Annotated in this window: 20 protein-coding genes and 1 tRNA gene; 14 read left to right on the top strand and 7 right to left on the bottom strand. The window is 62.7% G+C overall.

The window, feature by feature from the left end:
• Nucleotides 1-5 precede the first annotated feature (5 nt).
• From IVB50_RS34080 to IVB50_RS34045, 8 genes are all read left to right on the top strand, one after another.
• Nucleotides 6-575, top strand: coding sequence for an alpha-ketoglutarate-dependent dioxygenase AlkB (locus IVB50_RS34080; RefSeq protein WP_018453365.1), 570 nt, complete (start codon nucleotides 6-8; stop codon nucleotides 573-575).
• 230 nt (nucleotides 576-805) lie between these two features.
• Complete coding sequence (locus tag IVB50_RS34075) at nucleotides 806-1300, top strand: hypothetical protein (protein ID WP_018453364.1); 495 nt, start codon at nucleotides 806-808, stop codon at nucleotides 1298-1300.
• A 134-nt stretch (nucleotides 1301-1434) separates the two neighbouring features.
• The gene (locus IVB50_RS34070) at nucleotides 1435-2364 is read left to right on the top strand and encodes a carboxylesterase family protein (RefSeq protein ID WP_018453363.1); all 930 of its coding nucleotides are present in this window, start codon (nucleotides 1435-1437) and stop codon (nucleotides 2362-2364) included.
• Between the two features lie 274 nt (nucleotides 2365-2638).
• On the top strand, nucleotides 2639-3616 hold the full coding sequence (gene dctP, locus IVB50_RS34065; RefSeq protein WP_247299323.1) for a TRAP transporter substrate-binding protein DctP: 978 nt from the start codon (nucleotides 2639-2641) through the stop codon (nucleotides 3614-3616).
• 227 nt (nucleotides 3617-3843) lie between these two features.
• On the top strand, nucleotides 3844-5613 hold the full coding sequence (locus tag IVB50_RS34060) for an EAL domain-containing protein (RefSeq protein ID WP_247299321.1): 1770 nt from the start codon (nucleotides 3844-3846) through the stop codon (nucleotides 5611-5613).
• A gap of 157 nt (nucleotides 5614-5770) precedes the next feature.
• On the top strand, nucleotides 5771-7153 hold the full coding sequence (locus tag IVB50_RS34055; RefSeq protein WP_143273909.1) for an HlyD family secretion protein: 1383 nt from the start codon (nucleotides 5771-5773) through the stop codon (nucleotides 7151-7153).
• Nucleotides 7150-9093, top strand: coding sequence for a glycosyltransferase (locus IVB50_RS34050; RefSeq protein ID WP_247299319.1), 1944 nt, complete (start codon nucleotides 7150-7152; stop codon nucleotides 9091-9093). Before IVB50_RS34055 ends, IVB50_RS34050 begins: the two co-directional genes overlap by 4 nt.
• A 777-nt stretch (nucleotides 9094-9870) precedes the next feature.
• On the top strand, nucleotides 9871-11094 hold the full coding sequence (locus IVB50_RS34045) for an ABC transporter substrate-binding protein (protein WP_018453357.1): 1224 nt from the start codon (nucleotides 9871-9873) through the stop codon (nucleotides 11092-11094).
• Between the two features lie 233 nt (nucleotides 11095-11327).
• Here the strand turns inward: IVB50_RS34045 and IVB50_RS34040 are convergent, their stop codons facing one another.
• Nucleotides 11328-12890, bottom strand: a complete 1563-nt coding sequence (locus tag IVB50_RS34040; RefSeq protein WP_018453356.1) for an adenylate/guanylate cyclase domain-containing protein — start codon at nucleotides 12888-12890, stop codon at nucleotides 11328-11330.
• Nucleotides 12891-13068: 178 nt separating this feature from the next.
• On the opposite strand from IVB50_RS34040, the gene IVB50_RS34035 reads away from it, so the two are divergent.
• Nucleotides 13069-14160: an enolase C-terminal domain-like protein gene (locus IVB50_RS34035; protein ID WP_247299316.1), complete on the top strand. Its 1092-nt coding sequence runs from the start codon at nucleotides 13069-13071 to the stop codon at nucleotides 14158-14160.
• 68 nt (nucleotides 14161-14228) lie between these two features.
• Here IVB50_RS34035 and IVB50_RS34030 read toward each other — a convergent pair whose 3' ends face one another.
• Nucleotides 14229-14651, bottom strand: coding sequence for a RidA family protein (locus IVB50_RS34030; protein WP_018453354.1), 423 nt, complete (start codon nucleotides 14649-14651; stop codon nucleotides 14229-14231).
• Between the two features lie 119 nt (nucleotides 14652-14770).
• On the opposite strand from IVB50_RS34030, the gene IVB50_RS34025 reads away from it, so the two are divergent.
• On the top strand, nucleotides 14771-14908 hold the full coding sequence (locus IVB50_RS34025) for an NUDIX domain-containing protein (RefSeq protein WP_018453353.1): 138 nt from the start codon (nucleotides 14771-14773) through the stop codon (nucleotides 14906-14908).
• 135 nt (nucleotides 14909-15043) lie between these two features.
• On the opposite strand, the gene IVB50_RS34020 is transcribed toward IVB50_RS34025, so the two are convergent.
• Together IVB50_RS34020 and IVB50_RS34015 are read right to left on the bottom strand one after the other, a co-directional pair.
• Nucleotides 15044-15304 carry a hypothetical protein gene (locus IVB50_RS34020; RefSeq protein ID WP_018453352.1) on the bottom strand — a complete coding sequence of 87 codons (261 nt, stop codon included), beginning with the start codon at nucleotides 15302-15304 and terminating at the stop codon, nucleotides 15044-15046.
• Nucleotides 15301-15786 carry an L-2-amino-thiazoline-4-carboxylic acid hydrolase gene (locus IVB50_RS34015; RefSeq protein ID WP_018453351.1) on the bottom strand — a complete coding sequence of 162 codons (486 nt, stop codon included), beginning with the start codon at nucleotides 15784-15786 and terminating at the stop codon, nucleotides 15301-15303. Before IVB50_RS34015 ends, IVB50_RS34020 begins: the two co-directional genes overlap by 4 nt.
• A gap of 216 nt (nucleotides 15787-16002) precedes the next feature.
• Here IVB50_RS34015 and IVB50_RS34010 point away from each other — a divergent pair, with 216 nt between their 5' ends.
• The gene (locus IVB50_RS34010) at nucleotides 16003-16527 is read left to right on the top strand and encodes a nuclear transport factor 2 family protein (protein ID WP_026232516.1); all 525 of its coding nucleotides are present in this window, start codon (nucleotides 16003-16005) and stop codon (nucleotides 16525-16527) included.
• Nucleotides 16528-16716: 189 nt separating this feature from the next.
• On the opposite strand, the gene IVB50_RS34005 is transcribed toward IVB50_RS34010, so the two are convergent.
• Both IVB50_RS34005 and IVB50_RS34000 read right to left on the bottom strand, forming a co-directional pair.
• A tRNA-Val gene (locus IVB50_RS34005) sits at nucleotides 16717-16791 on the bottom strand.
• Nucleotides 16792-16864: 73 nt separating this feature from the next.
• The gene (locus IVB50_RS34000; protein ID WP_007597092.1) at nucleotides 16865-17224 is read right to left on the bottom strand and encodes a response regulator; all 360 of its coding nucleotides are present in this window, start codon (nucleotides 17222-17224) and stop codon (nucleotides 16865-16867) included.
• Between the two features lie 363 nt (nucleotides 17225-17587).
• On the opposite strand from IVB50_RS34000, the gene IVB50_RS33995 reads away from it, so the two are divergent.
• The 3 genes from IVB50_RS33995 to IVB50_RS33985 all read left to right on the top strand — a co-directional run bounded on the left by IVB50_RS33995 (nucleotide 17588) and on the right by IVB50_RS33985 (nucleotide 20781).
• Nucleotides 17588-18478 carry an N-formylglutamate amidohydrolase gene (locus tag IVB50_RS33995; protein WP_018453348.1) on the top strand — a complete coding sequence of 297 codons (891 nt, stop codon included), beginning with the start codon at nucleotides 17588-17590 and terminating at the stop codon, nucleotides 18476-18478.
• Between the two features lie 537 nt (nucleotides 18479-19015).
• Nucleotides 19016-19798 (top strand): histidinol-phosphatase, encoded by a 783-nt coding sequence (hisN, locus tag IVB50_RS33990; RefSeq protein WP_018453346.1) that lies wholly within the window; start codon nucleotides 19016-19018, stop codon nucleotides 19796-19798.
• Nucleotides 19799-19815: 17 nt separating this feature from the next.
• The gene (locus IVB50_RS33985) at nucleotides 19816-20781 is read left to right on the top strand and encodes a tripartite tricarboxylate transporter substrate binding protein (protein ID WP_018453345.1); all 966 of its coding nucleotides are present in this window, start codon (nucleotides 19816-19818) and stop codon (nucleotides 20779-20781) included.
• 42 nt (nucleotides 20782-20823) lie between these two features.
• Here IVB50_RS33985 and IVB50_RS33980 read toward each other — a convergent pair whose 3' ends face one another.
• A complete protein-coding gene (locus tag IVB50_RS33980; protein ID WP_018453344.1) occupies nucleotides 20824-21714 on the bottom strand; it encodes a LysR substrate-binding domain-containing protein in 891 nt (296 codons plus the stop codon).
• Nucleotides 21715-21747 lie beyond the last annotated feature (33 nt).

Here is a 21747-nt window from a genome sequence, read left to right as displayed (position 1 = left end):
GAGGAATGACGCAGCTTGGCTTGTTCGACGATCCGCACGCAGGGCCCGCCGGCCTTCGCTATGCCGATGACTTCGTCGAGACCGCCGTCGAGCAGGCGCTCATCGGCCGCATCGCAGCATTGCCGCTCCAGCGCTTCCAGTTCGGCGCCTTCGAGGGCAACCGCCGGGTGGCGTCCTTCGGCTATCGCTATGACTATTCGCTGCAGCGGCTGGCCGAGGCCGAGCCGATCCCGGACTGGGTCCTGCCCGTCGCGCGGCAGGTCGAGGCATGGGCTGGGCTTGCCGGCGGCAGCGTGCGGCAGGTGCTCTGCACCGAATACGAGGCCGGCGTCGGCATCGGCTGGCATCGCGACAAGCCGCATTTCGACAAAATCCTCGGCATGTCGCTGGGCTCGTCCTGCAAATTCCGTTTCCGCCGCCGTAGCGGCGACAAATGGGAGCGCCACACGCTCGAAGCCCGGCCGCGCTCGCTTTACATGATGGACGGCGAGGCGCGGTCGCAATGGGAGCACAGCATCCCGCCGGTCGAGGCGCGCCGCTATTCCATCACCTTCCGGACGATGAAGCAGGCCTGACAGGTCGGCCAAACAAAAAAACGCGAAAACAACCCCATGCACAGTAGAACGGCCGTCTCGGCGCGGGGCTCGGCCCCGCGGCGTAACCGTTTGACACCTCGGAGCAAAACAGCCGTAGCGCGCGAAGGCGCGAGGCGAGGCGAACTTGCCTTCCAATTCGGATTTACATGCTAATCTGGTTCCGCGCGCTTCTCGGAGGGAAGCCGCGATTGCAGGTCCAGGGAGGGAAGATGAAAGCCGGTCGATTGATCTTCGCCTGCACCCTCGTCCTCGCAGCCGCCTCCGGCGTCGCGGGAGCCTCCGACGCGACGCCCGCAAAAGTCTCGGGCGCGACGGCGCTGGCGCTCGCGGGGGTGATCGCGCCGCTGTCGTCGGTCCTGTCTGGCGCCGAGAAGAAGGCAATGGCGATGCTGTTCGCCGCCAACAGCGACATTCCCTACAAGAAGCCGATCATGGTGACCGCCGATCGAATCGTCTGTCGCGCCGGCAATGTCGACATCACCGTCCGGAACTGCGAGGTCACCTTCGGCAAGAAGACCCGGACGGTGAATGGCTCCACGGCCAACGAGATCTTCGCCACCGAAGCTCTGGCCGGCATTCCGGCCGACGGCGCCGCAGGATCGAATTTCGAGAGCCTGACCAAGCTGAGCTGCACGATCGACCCCAATGCCATCCGCCGGAAGGACGGCAGCGGGGCGGATTGCACGTTCCAGCCGGGGAATTGAACCACGCGTGGAGGACGAGCCGAGAGAACCATGGGTGCCGCGAAATCGCCTCATGACCAACTAACTAATAAGGCGAATTGAAAAGACGGGCCAAACGCGCGAGCCCATATCGGGCACGCAGGGCCACCACCGACATGAAGAATTTTCTCGCATTTTTTCTGATTCTGGGCCTGACGGCAGCCTCCGCGCACGGCCCCTTGCCGCCGCGGCCGGCTGCGCCGTCCGATCTTGTCCAGGTCGGCCTCACAGATAGCGACACCACCGCAGGCGGCACCGCGCGGCTATGCGAGCAGGTCACCTTCTCGCGCGGCCTGCGCTACGGCGAGAGCGAAGCCAATGTGCTCGATGTCGCCACCGCCACGACCAAGGCGGATACGCCGCGGCCGGTGCTGCTGTTCGTGACCGGCGACACCTTCACTGGCGACCGCGCCGCGCCGGAGCTGTCGCGCCAGATCCAGGACCAGGCCATGTGCTTTGCCGCGCGCAACGACATGATCGGCGTGCGCGTCAACTACCGGCTGGCGCCCTCGGCGACGTGGCCGGCGGGTGCGAGCGACGTGGCGGCGGCGCTGTCCTGGGTCTACGGCAATATCGACCTATTCAACGGCGATGCCCGCGAGATCGTCGCAGTCGGCTACGGTGCCGGCGCCTTCCACGTCGCCACCCTGCTGGCCCATCCCGAACTCCAGACCGACCGCGCCGATGTCGCGGCGGTCGTGCTGGTGTCCGGGATCTACCGCGCCGGCAAGGACGCCAGCGACAGCGAGAAGGCCTATCTCGGCAGGGACGCCAGCCAGTACAACAAGCGCTCGGTCTTCCCCGGCATCCTCAATGTGGACGTCCCGATCGTGCTGGCCTGGGCCGCGGATGATTCCGCCGGCATCACGGCGCAGGGCGAAACCCTGAAGAAGACGCTCTGCGGCGCCGGCCATTGTCCGCGTAGCGCGCTGCTGCGCAGCCGCGACGGCATCGCGAGCGCCTTCGGCCTCGACGGCTCCGGCGACAGCCTCGCCGAGCCGACACTGCTGCTGGTGCATCAGCTCGAGGCGCGCGGTCTGCCGTAGCGGCGTGTTGCCGGCAGCGCGCTGATAACGTCCACCTTTAGCTGGGTTGCCCTCTCGCGGCCGCGCGCTCTCAGACAATTGTCTCGCCGGCGTTAGCACGCTTCAAACTACGATTCGCGATCTGGTCGCCGCCCGGATCGCCGCGTGCTATCTAGGAGAGTTCTCTGAAGCATTTCTATCTATGGGGGTTCGTTAGGGACCGAGCAAATCGGCGTTTCGACGCGCCGCCGCCACGATCGGAAAACCGATGCTTAGTTTGCTTGCACGATGCGCGGTGATCTCTTTTGCGTTGATTTCGGCCTCCGCCGCCGAACCGGTCAAGCTCAAATTGGCCTTCCCCAGTTCCGACCGCTCGACGAGTTATCTCGCTGCGGTCAAGCCATTCGTCGACGCGGTCAACGCCGAGGCAAGAGGCCAGATCGAAATCGAGACCTATTTCAGCGGCGTGCTTGGAAAGGATCCGGCTGAGCAACCCCAGCTCGTGCTCGATGGTACGGCCGACATCGCCTACGTCGTGACGGGACTGACTCGCAACCGGTTCGCAGACAATGCAATCATCGAGATGCCCGGCCTGTTTACGAACATGCGGGAGTCCGTTGCGGTGTTCAACCGGCTTATGGCCGCCGGCGCGCTGCAAGGATACGACGACTACGTGGTGATCGGCGCCTATGTCACCGAGCCCGAGACGATCCACAGCAACATTCCGATCACGTCGCTGAATGATCTGAAGGACAAGAGAATTCGCGTCAACAATCCGGGCGAAGCCGCAGCGCTCGAAAAGCTCGGAGCGCGGCCCGTATTTCTGCCGGTCACCAAGATCTCCGAAGCCATTGGCAGCGGCAGCATCGATGGCGCCCTGGTACCACCATCTCCATTGGTCGATTACGGCATCAAACGCGTTGCGACCTATCATTACCTTCTTGGCATCAGCGGCGCACCGCTGATGGTTTTGATGAACCGGAAAATATTCAACCGGCTGCCGAAACCTGCACAGGCGACCATCCTCAAATACAGCGGTGCGTGGTCTGCCGGACGTTTCATGGATACCTACGAAGCCGTTGAAAACAGCATTATGGGGGAGCTGAAGTCCGATCCCAAACGCCAGGTGACCATACCCACGCCGTCGGACCTCGATGCGGCCAATGCCGTGTTCGCGGCCGTTGCCGACGATTGGGCTTCGAAAAGTGAGCGCAATGCCGAACTGCTAAAAACGGTTCGGGCCGAGCTCACGAAAATGCGATCGACCCGGTAGCACTGATGCCGTCACTCGCCAGTATCTGGCCTCAGCGAAACATCGTCACCATCGTCGCCGCGCTTGCCATTCTGTTGCTGGGCGCCGGGACGACCCTGAAGATCACGACCGATCATCTTCTCCGTCAAGATGCGACGTCGACCGCTCGTAGCTGGGCGAGGTTCCTGGCGGCCAGTGTCACCGATCTCGAGCAGATCGCCGGCGGCGAGCAGCCTTCCGCCGCGAGCATGGCGTTCTTCCTGTCGGCGCGAAATTCCGGCGAGGTCTTTCACTACGAAATATTCAACCGTAATGGCTACTCCCAGTTCGTTTCGACCCGCGAAAAGATCGCGCTCGTCGACTTGTCTGAATATAGCCCCGATGCGGCGCGATCAGCGGTTGACGGTCTCCCGATCGTCGACGTCAGGGAGGGAAATTCGCCCGACCGACCGGCATTCTTCGCCCGCGCCTATGTCCCGGTCCAGACCGACGGTCGCCTCACCGCTGTCGTTGCGGCCTACGTGGATGAAACCGAGCAACGCAAGAATGTCCACAATACGTTCCTGACCGCGGCCGTGTTCCTTTGCCTGCTGTCAGGTCTCGCCTTCTCCATTCCCGCAATTGCCTGGTATCGGGAAACAAAGGTGAAGCACGCTGACCGGCGCATCCGGTTTCTCGCCCATCATGACGCGTTGACCGGGCTGACCAATCGCCCGCAGCTGATCGAAAAACTGGAGAGCGCCATCGCTCGCCTGCCGATGCGGGGCGGCAGCCTTGCCGTACACTTCATCGACATCGACCGTTTCAAGGAGGTCAACGATTCGCTTGGTCACGACAGTGGCGATTTTCTGCTCAAGTCCATCGCCAAGCGTCTTCGCGCCGCGGCCAGGATCGACGACGTGGTGGCGCGGCTCGGCGGCGACGAATTCGTGGTCGTGCAGAGCGGGATCGCCGGCAAAGCTCAGGCCGAGTCGTTTGCGAGCCATCTCGCCGCCGCGGTAAATGCGACCGTGAAATTCAAGCAGCACGAGATCCTCACCACCGCTAGCATCGGCGTGGCGCTGGCGACGGGGGAAGACACCACCGCCGAGCGGTTGCTCAAGAGTGCCGACCTCGCGCTCTACGCGGCCAAGGCAGCCGGCCGCAACTGCATCCGGTTTTTCCTGCCTGAAATGGACACTGAGCTACAAGCGCGCATCGAGCTCGAGAGGGCGATTCGCGACGCGGTACTGAATGATCGCTTCGAATTGCATTATCAGCCGCTCTTCGAAATATCCCAGCGCCGCCTTGCCGGCTTCGAAGCGCTGATCCGGATGCCCGCGGCGGACGGAACCCTCATTCCGCCATTGACCTTCATTCCGGTCGCCGAGGACTTGCGGCTTATCGACAAGATCGGGGCGTGGGTGTTGCGGGAGGCATGCCGCACGGCCGCGACCTGGCCGGCGCACCTGACCGTTGCAGTGAACCTGTCACCCGTGCAGTTCGTGGCGGGCAACATCGGTGACATCGTCGCCGCCGCACTAAAAGACGCCGGACTCGCGGCGCACCGACTCGAACTGGAGATCACCGAAAGCCTGCTGCTCGGCAACACCGAAACGATCATGGCTCAGCTCCGGACGCTCAAGACGATGGGCGTTGCCATCGTGATGGACGATTTCGGGGCTGGCTATTCGAGCCTCAGCTATCTGTGGCGCTTTCCGTTCGACAAGATCAAGATCGATCGAGCCTTCATGCAGAGCCTCGACGGCCCTCATTGTCAGGTCGGGACAGTAGTAAAAGCGATCATCGCGCTCGGACGGGAACTGCGCATGCGGGTGACGGTCGAAGGCGTCGAGACCGCCAACCAGGCAGCTTTCCTCGACGCGGCCAACGGTGATCAGGTCCAGGGCTTCTTCTTCGGCCGGCCGATCCCCGCCTCAGAGCTCGGCGCCAGCATTCTCGCGGAGTTTGAGAAAGCAATGCCGCGGGCTTCGCCCGCGACCAAGCTGCACCTCGTCAACACATCGGCTGAACGGTAGCACGGACCCGTGCCTCTATCGGCCCAATGCGACTCTTGGCGATCCGCTATCGCAGACAATTCTCATGTTTCAGTTAGCCTTTGCAACACCAACATCGCATTTGGATTCGGCCGGCCGTATCTCGCGCGGAGGTTGCGCGTTGACTCTCAGGTGTATGATGCAAAACAAAACGCGTTTCGATTCGACATTCGAAGGCGGCGGCGGTCCAGATATCGCAAAACCTCTCGCGGTGGACGGAAACCATGACGCGCACGGTTTGCAACGCGCGTTGGATGCGCGTCTCAGTCCCGGCAATGCCGATGCCCCCGCAACCGGCGGCGATGCCGCCGCGGATGTAGCGCAATCCAAGCCGAGCCGGACGCTTCTCCGATTTGTGAAGGCCGCGGCGGGCATCGCCATCGTCGCAGTATTCGGCTGGCTGCCGCTCAGAGCGCTTTTCCAGACGTCAAGCGTCGAAGCCGTCGTCAATTCGAGGCTCGTGACGTTGAGGTCGCCGATTGACGGGAAGATTTCAGCCGGGGCCAGTCTGTCAGGCGATTTAGGGACCGTCGGTGAGGGCACTTTCATCCTCCGTGTCGTCAATCCGCGCGGCGACCGCGTGCGGCTCGATGACCTGCGCAGTCAGATGTCTCGCCTCGAAAACGAAAGGCCGAGCCTCGTTTCGAAGATAGCTTCAGCCCAGGCGGGGCAGAAGGATCTGGCGCGTCAGGCGGCCCTGTTCACAGCGGGGCGCATTCGTCAGCTCGAGGCGCGCATCGCAGAAATCCAAACATCAATCGAAGCGGCCGCAGCGCGTCGTGAAGAGGCGGCAGCCGCGGTGGAACGAGCATCATCGCTCATCAAATCGGGCAGCGTTTCGTCTGTCGAGCTTGGGCGCCTGACGCGGGATCAAACCATTGCTCAGCAGACCGAAATCGGCGCGCGACGCCGTCTGGATGCAACCCAGGTCGAGCTCACCGCCGCGCGCGAGGGCACTTTCCTCGGCGACAGCTACAACGATCGTCCGAGCTCGGTGCAGCGTGAGGAGGAAATGCGGCAGCGGGCTGAAGGCCTCACCGCGGACGTAGCGCACGCCGATGCGCAAATCTCGTGGCTCGTCGGCGAGATAGAATCAGAGCGATCTCGTTACATCGGCCGCTCCGAGGCGGACATCAAGTTCCCCGTCGCCGGCCGAATATGGGAGGTCATGACGGCACCTGGAGAGGACGTCCGGGCCGGACAACCGCTCATTCGTCTACTCGATTGTTCCGGCGCCGTAGTGACGGCGAACGTCACTGAGAGCGTGTATAACGGGCTGCAACTGGGATCTCTCGCACATTTCCGGCCGAGCGCCGGCGGCCCCGAATTGACTGGCACCGTCGTCAATCTCACCGGCTCCGCAGGGGTCGCAGCGAACCTCGCCATTAATCCCGATGCGCTGAGCAAGGAACCGTATCGTGCGACGATTTCGGTCCCCGACCTCAACGATGGCTCCAACGATTGTCCAGTCGGGCGAACCGGACGCGTCATCTTCTCGCCAGACACTGCGAGAAAGCCATGATCGCCGCGCTGACACCGGGCCTTATTGCGCTCGGGTTCTGCGTTGCCGTCCTTCCCTGGTTGCGGCACGAGAACTCCACGGCGCGCTCGCTGATGATCTCAATCGCATTGCTGCTCATGATCCGCTATTTTGGATGGCGCATGACAGCCACGGTGCCGCCCGTCGGCTGGACCGCCGACTTCGCCGTGGGATCCGTGTTCCTCTTCGTCGAGGCTGTATCGCTTGCGGCGGGTGCACTGACACTGGTGTTTCTCAGCCGCTCGACCAATCGAACGCCGCAAGTCGAAGTCAACAGGCGGTGGCTTGCCGGACGGCAAGCTCCGCTGATCGACGTATTCATTTGCACCTACAACGAGGAAACGTCGATTCTGGAGCGCACAATCATCGGCGCCACGGGAATGAACTATCCCAACTACCGCGTCTGGGTTCTGGACGACGGACGGCGTGACTGGCTCGAAAAGCTTGCCGGCCAGCTCGGCTGCCGGTATCTGGCGCGCCCGGACAACAAGGACGCCAAGGCCGGCAACATCAATCACGCCCTGTGGCATGTGGCGGAGCTCGCCGATCCCCCAGATTTCATTTCGATTCTCGACGCCGATTTCGTGCCTATGCCCGAATTTCTCAGCCGCGCGACGTGCCTGTTCCGCGACCAGGGCGTAGGCGTGGTACAGACACCTCAGCATTTCATCAATGCGGATCCGATCCAAACCAATTTGGCCGCGACCAAGGTCTGGCCGGACGAGCAGCGCTTTTTCTTCGATATCCTGATGCCATCGAAGGACGCTTGGGGCGTGGCGTTTTGTTGCGGCACGTCGTCGGTCATCCGATTCTCGTCCCTCGTGAAGATCGGCGGCTTTCCGACCGATTCCGTGACGGAGGACTACTTGCTGACGCTGCGGCTGACGGAAATTGGATCACGCACGGTGTACCTGAACGAGCGTCTGACCTTGGGGCTGGCCCCGGAGGGACTCAAGGAGTACATCACTCAGCGCAGCCGATGGTGTCTTGGCTTCATGCAAATCTTTCGGGGGCGCAGTGGTCCCTTTTCCCGAAGATCGCAGCTGGACGTTGTCGACAGGCTTTCTCTCATCGAAGCATTCATGAGTTGGACCTCGACCTATGTCGTCAAGGTCTTCGGTCTCGTCGTTCCAAGCCTTTATCTTCTCTTCGGCATCAAAGCGGTCCAGGCCGATCTTTTCGAACTCCTCGGATATTTCCTGCCTTTTTATGTCTGGTATTCGCTCACCATGGCCTGGATTTCCCGCGGACGCTCCATGGCGGTGATGTCGGATGTCGCTCAATACATTGCACTGCCGGCGGTTCTCAAGGCCGTGGCGGCGGGACTGCTCCAGACGCAGGGACACACATTCAAGGTCACGGCGAAGGGCGGGGATCGCGACCAACGCTTCGTCGAATGGCCACTGCTCAGGATATACGGCACCGCATTGGCGATTACGCTCGCGGGTATCGTCTATGCCTTCGTGCTTCATGTGCAAGGTGACATGATCGCCTATGGCGGTCTGGCGCTCGCCTGGAGTTTGTACAACGCCATCATTCTGTTGATCGTCTGCCTGGTGTCCATCGAGCAGCCGCGGCGACGGAAGGCCGAGCGGTTCGAGCGAGATGAGCCTGTCCTTTTCAATATCGGTTCCCGGCAGTGCATCTACCGTTTGGCAGACATGTCGATCACGGGCGCTCGCTTCGTGAGCGACAATCCACCACCTGTCGGGACCGCGGTTCGCTGCACCCTCCAGGAGAGAAACGTCGCGGCCCTGGTCGTGCGACGCACGGGGAATGGCTTTGCAATCCGGTTTGATGAAACCCTCAACACCCGCATCGCTCTCATTCGCGCTTTCTATTCCGGTGACTACGTCAGCGCATTCAGCGGCATCCACGCCGCCCCGATCGGCAAAGCATTAATGATGCGGATTTTCGGGTGACTACCTCTGCTGATGAAGCGCAGCACCAAGCTCGCTGAACGTCACCGTCGTTGCCAAGCCGAGCGCTGCAACCGGTTCTTCTCGACCAATGCCTACGTCCAGGCCTTCGGCGCTCGATCGTTCCAGGTAGCGCGCGCCCTATGTAGGCGTCCGCAATTCGCCCTGAAACCAAGCCAAGGTATCAGACGATCTCATTGGGTCGACCAGCACGACCGCGATCTGGTCGACGAAATCGCAAGCGGGACATTCGAAGGTCCAAATCTCAGAACCGGCGGAGCTTGGCGTGATGCGCGCCAGCGTCGTTGTTATCCGGCATGTAGGACAAGGTGGTCGCTGAATGGCCATGAGGCTCGCCTGAATCCGGCGGGAGCGCGATACTCTCAGTCACCGATGGGCGCCGATGCGGGCGGTGATGGACCATCATGGAACCGAGAGCTCTGCCGCCACCGGTCAATATAGACCACCATCCAAATTACGGCCCGCTATCCCAAACATGATCTTTCACAGATCGATTCATTTTTCATCGGACGAGTGCGGAACAGCGAGCGCACCCGGGCTATATCGCCCGATTTCACGACCGCCGGGTCGAGATGGAGTTCAAAGTCCGCGGGCTGCCCTAGCGGCGCGCCCCAGTCGGCGCGTCAGCACGCCTGCCGTTTCGTCCGGCCCTCCAGCTGCGCACCGCGCCACAGCTTTGACAAACGCTTGACCTAGATCAAGCAGCCTTGGTGCGGATTGAGCCGACCTCGATGAGGGGCCAACGTCAAGGTATCGGGCATGCGCGTCTCCGGCAGGATGCTGTTCGTGTTGATGGTTGCCCTGGCATCGCTCGGGGCGATGTCGCAGGAGCGCGCCGATCAACCCACCGCCGACAACGAAATCCGTATCGGCAATGTCATGCCGTATTCGGGACCGCTGTCCGAATTCGGCGCCATCGGCCAGGCGGAAGCGGCCTATTTCGACATGGTCAACGCGCGCGGCGGCATCAACGGCCGCAAGATCCGCTTCATCACGCGCGATGACAATTCCGATCCGACGACCGCGCTGGAGCTGACGCGCAATCTGGTCGAGACGGACGACGTGCATTTGATGTTCGGATCGTTCGGCACGCCCGGTAATCTCGCCACGCGCTGGTATCTGAACGCGAAGAAGATCCCACAACTGTTCGTCGCCTCCGGCGACGAGGAGCTGAGCCAGGCCAAGGCGTTTCCCTGGACCATGGGCTGGCAGCCGTCGTTCCGGTCGGAGGGGCGCATCTACGCCAACTATCTCCAGGCCTATTATCCCAGGAAGAAGATCGTGGTGCTCTGGCAGAACGACCAGTTCGGGCGTGCGCTTCTCAAGGGCCTGGAGGAAGGTCTTGGCGATCTGAACCGTCTCGTCCTCGTCGACATCGCCTTCGACATTGCCGATGAGCATCTCGACGGACACGTCTCGATCCTCAAGCGCGCCGGCGCCGATATCTTCGTCTTTCTCGGTGTACCGTCGACGGCGTCCAAGGTGATCAAGCTGGCGGCGTCGCTCAAGTGGCGCCCGGTCTTCATCGTCAACGACGCCTCCGCCTCAATCGCCAATGCGATGGCGCCCGCAGGCCTGGAGAATTCCTCCGGCGTGATCTCGGCGGCCTTTCTGAAGGACCCGAGCGATCCCGCATGGAAGGACGATCCCGCCATGAAGGACTGGTTCACTTTCATGGACAAATACCATCACGACGAAAGCACCAACAGCAGCGCCGCGCTCTATGGCTACGCCGCGGCAGAGGCGCTGACGCAGGTGCTGAAGCAATGCGGCGACGACCTCTCGCGCGAGAACATCATGCGTCAGGCGGCTTCGCTGAGGAATTATCAGCCTTCGGTCGCCCTGCCCAACATCAGGATGAACACCTCGCCGAACAGCTACCTGCCGATCCGGCAGATGCGGCTGGTCCAGTTCGACGGCCGCTCCTGGCAACCCTTCGGCGACGTGATCGACACCGCCTTCACGGAAGGCGCGGCGCGGTGAGTTGACTCGGGCCCACCTATTGCTGGGCTACCCCTCTCCCCCGCCCTCTCCCACAAGGGGGGGAGGGAGCCGAGCGGAGAACGGAGCAGCGTCGCACCATGATCGACTTTCCGCGAAGTTGGACAACGTCGCCACGTTAAAGATGTGTTTCCCTCCCTCCTTGTGGGGGAGGGCTAGGGAGGGGGTGCCACACGGCACACTCTCTCGATGGGAGACGGCAACGCGCGTGCTCCTCACGCCGGGTTCAGCGAGGCCAGCGCATTCTCCAGCAGCGAGCGCACCCGCGCCGCGTCGCCGGATTTGACCACGGCGGGGTCGAGATAGAGCTCCAGCCCCGGCGCTCGCTCGGTGATGATCCCGCTCCTTTCGGCGGCCGCGTCGTTCAGCGCGTCGACCGAATAGGGAATGATTTCGCGGCTGATGCCCTTCATCGTGATCGCGGGCAGCGCGTGGGCGCGGACGATGTCGCTGACCAGCGCGAAGGTCTCGTAGCTCAGCACGATGCCGCCGGGCTCGGCGATCGATTGCAGGCGCGCGGCGAGGTTCGCCTCCGCACCGATGATGGTGTAGTCCATGCGATCGCTGCTGCCGAAATTGCCGACATTGCAATAGCCGGAATTGACGCCCATGCGGGCCTTGAACGGCAGCTCGATGCCGGAGGCGCGCCATTTCGCATTGAGCTCGGTGAGCCGGTGCTGCATGCGCCAGGCCATCTGAAGGCAGGCCTGCGCGTCGGCGCGGTCGCCTTTGGTCTCGGGGTCGCCGAAGAAGATCAGCATGGCATCGCCGATGAACTTGTCGATGGTGCCGCCAAATTCGTGGGCGACCGCCGACATCTCGGTGAAATATTCGTTGAGGAGCTGGGTCAGCAACTCCGGCTGGAGCCGCTCCGCCGTCGCGGTGAAATTCTGGATGTCGGAGAAGAAGATGGTGAGCTTCTTGCGCTCGGTGTGGATGGTGACGTCCTTCTGGCCGGAGAAGATGCTCTTGTAGACCTGCGGCGGGATGTAGCGCGAGATCTTCATCGACAGCGAAGCCAGGAAGTCGTTGGCGGATTCGAGCTCCTTGTTCATGCCCTTGATACGGCTCGCCTGGCGGCGCTGCAGCGAGAGAAACGACAGGCCGCTGCCGGCGGCGATCAGGAAATAGGCCAGCAGGAACTTGAACGAGAAGATGTTGGCGGCGATCGGCTGGGCGATGATCACCTCCTGGATGCCTCTGACGTCACCAACCTTCCAGTCCTTCTTCGGGCTCTCGGGGTGGCTGTTGTGGCAGCTGACGCAGGCCGGGCCCATCGTCACCGGAGCAATCAGCCGGACCTTGTCGTTGAACAGCGAGGTCTCGGTGTCGACGATCTTCTGCTCGGGATCGTTGCGAAGCGATTCGAGCGCGTCCTTCTCGAACTTGTCGAGCTGGTGCGGGGCGCGGTTCTGGAACGGGAAGTCCGAGACGAAACGGTAGGTGATGTTTTCCTGCTGCGCCCCGATCACCCGCCCTAGCTCCAGCGACAATGTCGCCGGGATCGGGATCGCGCCGGGGATGGATTCGTAGTTGTGAATCACCCTGGTCGTACCGTTCGGATTGGCGATGATGCGCCCGACCACGTTGGTCGCGTAGTAGCTGCGCACGCTCGTGATCACCGAATTCAGGTCGATCGCCTGCCGGCGCAGCGCGGTCTTGCTGAGTTCGGTCAGGTCCAGCCACACCGCGAGCGGCAAGGCGAGCAGCAGGAAGGCGATCGCGGCACCGGTCAGGATGCCGCTCTTGCGCTGTTCTTCGGAGATCTCTTGCTTCACTCTTTGGCTCCGTGATTGCGTTCCTGTCTCGAACTCGGGGCGATTTGCGGAACAGAGCCAATAAACGCGCTCCCGCGCAACCCCATTTTATGGTGGTCGCGCCAAGCGGCTTTTCGTTTCATGGCGAATGTTTAAGATCGGCATTTATCTGCATTCACTCCGCCAGGAGATCCACCAAATGGCCGAGACCATCCGCATCAAGCGCTTCAATGCGCGCTCCGTCATCGTGCCGATGAACCTCCCGCTCCAGACCTCGACCGGGGCTGTCGCAAAGGCACCGCTGGTGCTGATCGACTGCGAGACCGACCAGGGCGTCCAGGGGCACGCCTATCTGTTCTCGATCACGCCATCGGCCTTGAAGCCGCTGACGGCGATGGTCGCGGAAATGTCGGAGCTGCTTGCGGGCGACGAGCTGCTACCGTTCGAGATCGAGCGCAAGCTGACCCAGCGCTTCACCCTGCTGGGGCTCGCCGGCCTGCAGCGGCTGGCACAATCCGGCATCGACATGGCGGCATGGGACGCACTGGCGCGCGCACGCGGCCTGCCGCTAGCGCGGCTGCTCGGCGGCGCGCCAAGACTGGTCAGGGCCTACAATTCGAAGGGGCTCGGCATCATGCCGGCGGGTGCCGCGGTGGAGGAAGCCCACAAGCTGCTGGCCGAGGGCTTTCAGGCCGCAAAGATCCGCGTCGGCCGTCCCGATGCACGGGAAGACCTGAAGGTGGTGCGCGCGGTGCGCAAGGCCGTCGGCGACGACGTGACCTTGATGTGCGACTATAACCAGGCGCTGACGGCCACCGAGGCGATCCGCCGTGGCGAGATGCTCGACGATGAGGGCCTGACCTGGATCGAGGAGCCGATCCGTCACGACGATTATGAGGGTAACGCCCGCATCGCGGATGCGCTGCGCACGCCGGTCCAGATCGGCGAGAATTTCGACAGCGCCTTCGCGATGCAGACCGCGCTCTCAGCCGAAGCCTGCGACTACGTGATGCCCGACGTGCAGCGCATCGGCGGCGTCACCGGCTGGCTGCGCGCCGCCGCGCTGGCGCATGCCGCCGGGATCGAGATGTCGACGCATCTGTTCTCGGAAGTCAGCGCGCATCTTTTGTGCGTGACGCCGACCGCGCATTGGCTCGAATATGTCGACTGGGCCGACGCAGTGCTTTCAACGCGGCTGATCATCAAGGACGGCTTTGCCCTGCCGAACGAGGAGCCCGGCAACGGGATCGCGTGGGACGAGGCTGCGGTGAAGAAGTATCTGGTCGAATAGACCGCGTGTCGTCGCGACGTATCGAAGTGCGAACGTCGAAGCTGACGATCAGCGAACGGCATGCCTTCCTACGACTGAACAGCGGCAATCATACTCAGCTCGACCGGTGCACCCCGCGGCAACTCGGCGACGCCGACAGATGTACGCGTGTGACGACCGCGATCGCCTAGGCGCTCGATCAACCGGTCGGAAGCGCCGTTCATGACTTGCGATTGCTGAGTGAATCCAGGGGCCGAGGCGATGTATCCAACGAGCTGCAAGACCTGGACGATCTTGTCCTCTCCACCTGTTGCGTGATTGATGGCCGAAATGCAGAGATCTGCGCAGAGGGCCGCCGCCCCCTGTGCGGCGGCGACATCGACACCTGCGCCGACTTTACCGGAGCACAGCAGGGCTTCGCCGCGACGCGGCAGCTGACCACTGACATACGCAATTCCACCATGGATGATCACCGGCAAGTAGTTGCCACCTGGTTTGTTCACGCTGCTCATATCGATAACCTGCCTTCATTTCTCGCTGGCGTGGTGGGCGGACAATGGCAGGCGGGGAGTCGCGGATCAAGCTGCGCATTGCACCGAGGTGGTGCACGATAACGATCCCCCATGACCACATGGCGCCTTCATTCGCACATCGCGTCGTCGCGATCGGCGGCGAGATCGAGTTCGGCGAGAGCTGGCAGGCCGCGCTGGTGCGTAAGTTCCACGAGGAGCTCGGTATCGGAATCTCCATCGTGAAGGCGATGAGCTGAACACGTTGCTGCTTCCACATCGTCATTGCGAGCGCGGCCAAGCAATCCAGAACCCCTCCGCGGAAACAGTCTGGATTGCTTCGTTGCGCTCGCGATGACGGAGTGTGAGACAGCAGCGCTGCATGACCAGCTACGCTACCAAACCTCCGCGCCGGGAATCTTCCTGCGCACCGCGATGCGCTGGATCCAGATGCAGCGGCGGATGGATCTGTTGGAGCGGCCGACGGCCGAGATGCCCTCGCCGGCCTGAAGCAGCGGCGCCACGCTTTCGCGCAATGCGCGGCAGCGCTGCAGTTCGGCCTGCCAGTCGATGACCGCAGCAGCGGCGCGCGACGACATCAGCGCCAGCACCATCAGGGCAACATAGCTCGCCCGCATCACCCGCATTCCCTTCATTTTGATCCGCGCTCGTCGCGCCAGTAGCGGAAATCGCAATGGGACGCGCCTTGCATGATGGTTTGCGTGCGCGTGAGCCTGACGTCGGCGCCAAATCCATCAGCGGTCGCGAAGTCGGCGGTGCAGACCAGCAGGAAACCGAGCTCCGGCTCGCCCAGCGCCTTGTAGAACTCGGCATAGGCGCATCGCGTCACGTCGAACGCAAAGGCGTCCTGGGTCTGCTCGATGATGTCATAGGCGAGCGCGTCGTCTCGGGCATAGGTCTTGAACGCCGACGCGACGGCCTTGCCGAGATCGGCTTCGTTGTTCGTGCTGTTCTTTGCCTTCCAGAATTCCTCGCCGAAGCCGCGATAGAGGTCGCCAAGCGCCTTGCGCACCAATGCATTGGCGCGCGCCTCGCCGAGTTCGGCCTGCAACGCCTTAACCAGGGGCACCAGCACCTGCGCCTGGATCTTTGCCTGCTCGATGACGGACACGCTCATGGGCAACCTTCATCCGGGTTACTTCACACCACAAGACGATAACTCAACTCGCTGCTCGCGGCGAGGGTTTGCTTGCCTGGTCCCGTGGCATCCGGAAGCCTACGTTTCCGTGATGTCGGGGTCATCGCCGATCGTGCAATCCTGAAAACATCGACCTGGCCACAATGGTATGACGCTCACCATTCAAATTCCGCCGGCAAATGACCAGAGGTGACCATGATCCGACCTAAAATGCCTTCAGGCAATTTCACGCCACGAGTGTTTTCACGGCGCCCTCAAGTTGCGGCGTTTGCCGCAGCGCTGTTTCTCGCCGCAACGTTCTGGCCGGCCGGAGGCGCGCAGGCTGCCGCAAATGATGCCGAAGCACGAACCATCTTCGAGAAATTCATCGCGGCGCAGAATGCGCATGATGCGGACGCCATGAAGGCCATGCTCCTGAATTCAGCCGGAACGCTGTTGTTTGCCAGAAACATCGAGACGCGCGGTCGCGATGAGGTCGCCGCGCGGTTCAAGACCTATTACGAGGGCACCTGGCACCTCGAACCCGACATGTCGAAATTCCGCGTCGCCGTGATCTCGAACGAGATCATGCAGATCCTCGTGCCGATCGTCTTTACGCGCGGCCTTCCGGGCAAGCCGCCACAACAAAATACGTTTCTGATCAGCCAGACCTACGTTCAGGATGCGGACGGCTGGCACGTCGCCTCCATCCTTCCGGTCGCAAACACGGAACTGAAATAGGGGATTTAGCGGCGGTGTGTCGGCGAAGGAGGCTGCCGCTCCAGTCCGTCTACGCTCTTCGAGCTACACCGGACACGCTTCGCCGAAATGAGATTGGTGGCTTGCCGAGCCGAACCTCGCGGCGGCAGCCCGCCTGCGCCCGTTGGGCTTCGGCGTGGCATCCTTCACTCGGCTATCGCGAGCGAAGGATGGTGGGCGCGACAGGGATCGAACCTGTGACCCCTACCATGTCAAGGTAGTGCTCTCCCGCTGAGCTACGCGCCCTAGATGTCTCTAGATCGGGTCGGGTCCCTATAACGGCTCACGGGAGCCGGTGCAAGGACGGAAGGGGGCCGATTTAGGCCGCCAGCATCTTGTTCACTTCGCTGACCAATTCGCGCAAATGCACGGGCTTGGACAGCACCTTGGCGTTCTTGGGGGCATCCGAATCGGAGTTCAGGGCGACCGCGGCGAAGCCCGTGATGAACATGATCTTGATGTCGGGGTCGAGTTCCGAGGCCCGGCGGGCGAGCTCGATGCCGTCCATCTCCGGCATCACGATGTCGGTGAGCAGCATCTCGAACGGCTCTTCCCGTAGCCGCTGATAGGCGGCCATGCCGTTATCGTGGGACGAGACCTGAAAACCGGCGTTTTCCAGCGCCTTGACCAGGAAACGGCGCATGTCGTTGTCGTCTTCGGCGAGCAGGATCTTTGGCATGGCGGAAATGTCGAATCCCCAGAGGATATCAGCGGAGGTCACTAAGCCCGACGGAGGGTAAATTTGGGGTGAAAATCTTTACCCTCCGCAGCTCGCGCTGCCGGACTCTTGTGAACCGGAATACGGCACGAAGCAATCGAGCCGTACCTGCCGGTCCCCACCTCGCTGCCCGCAGGGTTAAGACATGTTCCAGCGCAGATCTCATCTTTTCGCTTGGCAGGATGGTTGCGATTCCGGACAATGACGACACATAAGAGCCGCCCGATCGGCCGAATCAATGCGCCAAGGGCGAAGCCTGATACCGAGAGGCGGAGCCTGATTGCCAAGGGCGAAGCCTGACACCAAGGGACGAAGCCTGAGAAGATGACCCGGTTTGACGGCGACAAGTCGCCAGCCTTCGAGATCGTTGAGCCCGCGCAATGGCGCGCGCCGGTTATCTTCAACTCGCCCCATTCCGGCTCGACCTATCCGGACGAATTCCTCAGCGCCTCCAGGATCGACCTGCCGACGCTGCGGCGTTCCGAAGATTCCTTCATGGACGAGCTGATCGGCCATCTCAGCGAGCGCGGCTTTCCGACCGTGCGGGTCAACTTTCCGCGCTCCTATGTCGACGTCAACCGCGAGCCCTATGAGCTCGATCCCCGGATGTTCACCGGGCGCCTGCCGAGCTTTGCCAACACCCGCTCGATGCGGGTTGCCGGCGGACTTGGCACCATTCCGCGCGTGGTCGGCGACGGCCAGGAGATCTATCGCGAGCGCATCCTGGTCGACGACGCGCTGGGGCGGATCGAGACGCTGTACAAGCCGTATCATCGCGCGCTGCGCCGGCTGATCAACAAGGTGCACCAGATGTTCGGCACCGTCGTGCTGGTCGACTGCCATTCGATGCCCTCGGTCGGCGTCTCCCGCGACGAGCCGCGCCGGCCCGACATCGTCATCGGCGACCGCTACGGCACGAGCTGCACGCCGCTATTGCCCGACCGGGTCGAGGAGACCATGGCCGGCCTCGGCTATTCGATCGGCCGCAACAAGCCCTACGCCGGCGGCTTCATCACCGAGCATTACGGTAACCCGGCCAGTGGCCTGCATGCCGTGCAGCTCGAGCTCAACCGCGCAATCTACATGGACGAGCGGCGGCGCGAGCGCAGTCCGCGCTTTGCACAAGTGGCGTCGGACTTCGGCGTGCTCGCAGACGTGCTGGCGACCACGGTCCCGTTCGGCGATCTCGGCCCGTTCCAGGCCGCGGCTGAATAGGCGCGACGTTTTCTTCGAACAATTGTGTTGGGTGCGATCAGCGCGAATGCGTTTCGCGGCGAGCATCGAAATGAAAGCCGATGCCGAGAGAAAGCAGAGGCTGAAAGAAAAAAGGGCCGCTTCTAATGAAGAAGCGGCCCAAGTCTAGGGAGGAAACGCCCAAGGAGGGCAGCAGTAACGCGAGAAGCGCTACCGCACCGCAACAATATGCGGCCGCGACGCACAAAGTGCAAGGGCTTTCGACCGGTTTCCCATGCAATGAGGACATAGCTCGGTTGCTTCTAGAGAAACCCAGATTCAGTTCCTTTGATAAGGAAATTCAATGGGTTGATAGTCATTTGCATACGAACGAGGCAGATCCGGAACTAAGGTTTCAACTCAATGATCGATTTTTGGCCAGCCAAGTTCTTTGAAGGAGGGACGCATCCGGCATCCAAAATACCAGGGTGCAAAAGCAAGACAGCGCTGCACGATTCTTCCGATTTGAGCTAGGCAGGAGTGAGCTTCACCCGACTTTCGCTTTTTTGAGGATACGCCGTGACGGTGATCGATTTCTCCGCCTTCATCGGACGGCTCGCCACCGCCTCCGGCGAAACCATCCTACCGTTCTTCCGCACCTCGCTGTCGATCGAGGACAAGAGCAAGACCAAGGATTTCGACCCCGTGACCGAGGCCGATCGCGCCGCGGAGGCGGTGATGCGGCGTCTGATCAAGGCCAACTTTCCCCAGCACGGCATCGTCGGCGAGGAATTCGGCAACGAGCGCGAGGATTCGGATTATGTCTGGGTGCTCGACCCCATCGACGGCACCAAATCCTTCATCGGCGGCTTTCCGATCTGGGGCACGCTGATCGCGCTCCTGCACAAGGGCACGCCGGTCTACGGCATGATGCACCAGCCCTTCATCGGCGAACGCTTTTCCGGCGACAGCGGCTCGGCTCATTATAAAGGCCCGTCCGGCGAGCGCCGGCTCCAGGTCCGGCGCTGCGCCTTGCTGTCGGAGGCGACGACCTACACCACCAGCCCGCTGCTGATGAGCGAGCGCGACCGCGCCATCTTCGGCCGCATCGAAACGGGCGCGCGGCTGTCGCGCTATGGCGGCGACTGCTACTCCTATTGCATGCTGGCGGCAGGTCACGTCGATCTCGTGGTCGAGACCGAGCTGAAGCCTTACGACATCGCAGCCCTGATCCCGATCGTGACCGGTGCCGGCGGCGTCGTCACCACCTGGGAAGGCAAGCCGGCCCAGGGCGGCGGCCGCATCGTCGCGGCCGGCGACGCCAGGGTTCACGAAGAAGCACTGAAACTGCTCAACGGCTAGGCGATCTAGGAGCCTGCATGACCAACCGGCGTACGCTCCTTCTCGCGGCCTTGCTTCTTTTTCCGACGCTCGCCTCCGCCCAGAATTTCCCGGCCAAGCCGATCAAGCTGATCGTGCCGTTTCCGGCCGGCGGCCCCAACGATATCATCGCGCGGGTGATCGGCCAGCGCATGTCGGAACTGTCAGGGCAGCCGGTGCTGATCGACAATCGCGGCGGCCAGGGTGGCGTGCTCGGCACCGATGCCGTCTCCAAGGCTGCACCTGACGGCTACACCATCGCGATCTCCAGCGCCGGCGCGCTGGCGATCAGCCCGAGCATGGAAAGGGTCGCCTACGATACGCTCAACGACCTCACGCCCGTGACGTTGGTCGCAACCGTGCCGGAAATGTTGGTGGTCGCCACCAACGTCCCCGCAAAGGACATCGCGGAATTGATCGCGCTCGCCAAGGCGCAGCCGGGAAAACTCAACTTCGCCTCCTCCGGACCCGGCAGCCTGCCGCATCTCGCCGGTGAATTGTTCAAGCTGACGGCCAAGATCGACATCGTGCACGTGCCCTATCGCGGCGCGGCGCCCGCCGTGAACGATCTGCTGGGCCAGCAGGTGCAGATGACGTTCCTGGACCTCCCCGTGCTGCTGCCGCAGGTCAAGGCGGGCGCCCTGCGACCGATCGCGGTCGGCTCCGCCGAGCGTTCGCCGACGGCGCCTGACGTGCCGACCACCGCGGAAGCGGGCTTTGCGGATCTGCGCATCGAGAACTGGTACGGCATGGTCGCGCCGAAGGGCACGCCGAAGGAGATCGTCACCGCGCTACATGATCTGGCCACGAAGGCGATGGCGGATCCGGCGGTGAAGGAAAAGCTCGCTGCCCAGGGCGCGACGCTGGTCGGCGATGAGCCGGAGCATTTTCGCACATTCATCGCGGACGAGACGAAGAAATGGGCGAAGGTGATCAAGGACGCTGGCGTGGAGACGGCGAAGTAGCTGCGTCTTAACCTCTTCTAAAGGGAGGGGAAATCCCAGAACTCACACCGCCGCAGACCGCAAATGCTCCACCAGCATCTTCGCCGGGCGCGGTAGTGTCTTGAAGCTTCGCGCGCAGATCACGAGTTTGCGGTTGGCCCAGCTATCGCGCAGGCGGACCATGGCGAGCGGCATCAGTTTTGCGCAGCGGCGGGCCGCGGCTTCGGGCACCAGCGCGACGCCGACATCGGCGGCGACCATCTGGCAGATCGCATCGAAGTCGCGCAAGCGTGCGCGGTAATGCGGCCGCATGCCGAGCCGGGCGGCGTGCTTCGAAATATGCACCTGAAGCGCGGTGGCGCTGGTCAGCCCGACGAAGTCGCAAGCGCCCGCCTCCTGGAAATCGATCGCGCGGCGGCCGGCGAACGGGCCGCGCCTAGACGTCACCAGCGTCAGGCGATCCTCGCTGAAGGCGAATCGCTCGATATGATCGGGCAGCGCGTGCTCGGCGGCGAAGCCGAGATCGGCCGCGCCCGCAGTGATCGCGGCCGCGATGTCGGTGCTCTCGCGCTCCTCGATGTCGATGGCAACGTCGCGATGCTCGCGCAGGAAGCCGGCGAGCGCCTTCGGCAGATGCTCCGAAAGCCCCGAGGTATTGGCGAGGAAGTGCACGCTGGCGCGCACGCCGCTGGCAAAGCCGGCGAGATCGCCGCGCATGGCGTCGATCTGGTGAATGACGAGACGGGCGTGATCGAGCAGGCTCTCGCCGGCCGAGGTCAACTCAACGCCGCGGCGCCCGCGCTTGAGCAGCGCGACGCCGAGCGCATCCTCCAGCCCCTTGATGCGCGCGCTGGCTGAGGCCAGCGCCAGATGCGACCGCTCCGCGCCGCGGGTGATGCTGCGCTGGTCGGCGACCGCGATGAACAGCTGGAGGTCGACGAGGTCGAAGCGCATCGGGGGTCCCTTCAGCCTTCGTTCCAAACGAAG

It is taken from the genome of Bradyrhizobium sp. 87 (assembly GCF_023073015.1).
In the GTDB taxonomy this organism is placed as follows: Bacteria; Pseudomonadota; Alphaproteobacteria; order Rhizobiales; family Xanthobacteraceae; genus Bradyrhizobium; species Bradyrhizobium canariense_D.
This window is presented reverse-complemented; position numbering and strand designations above follow the sequence as displayed.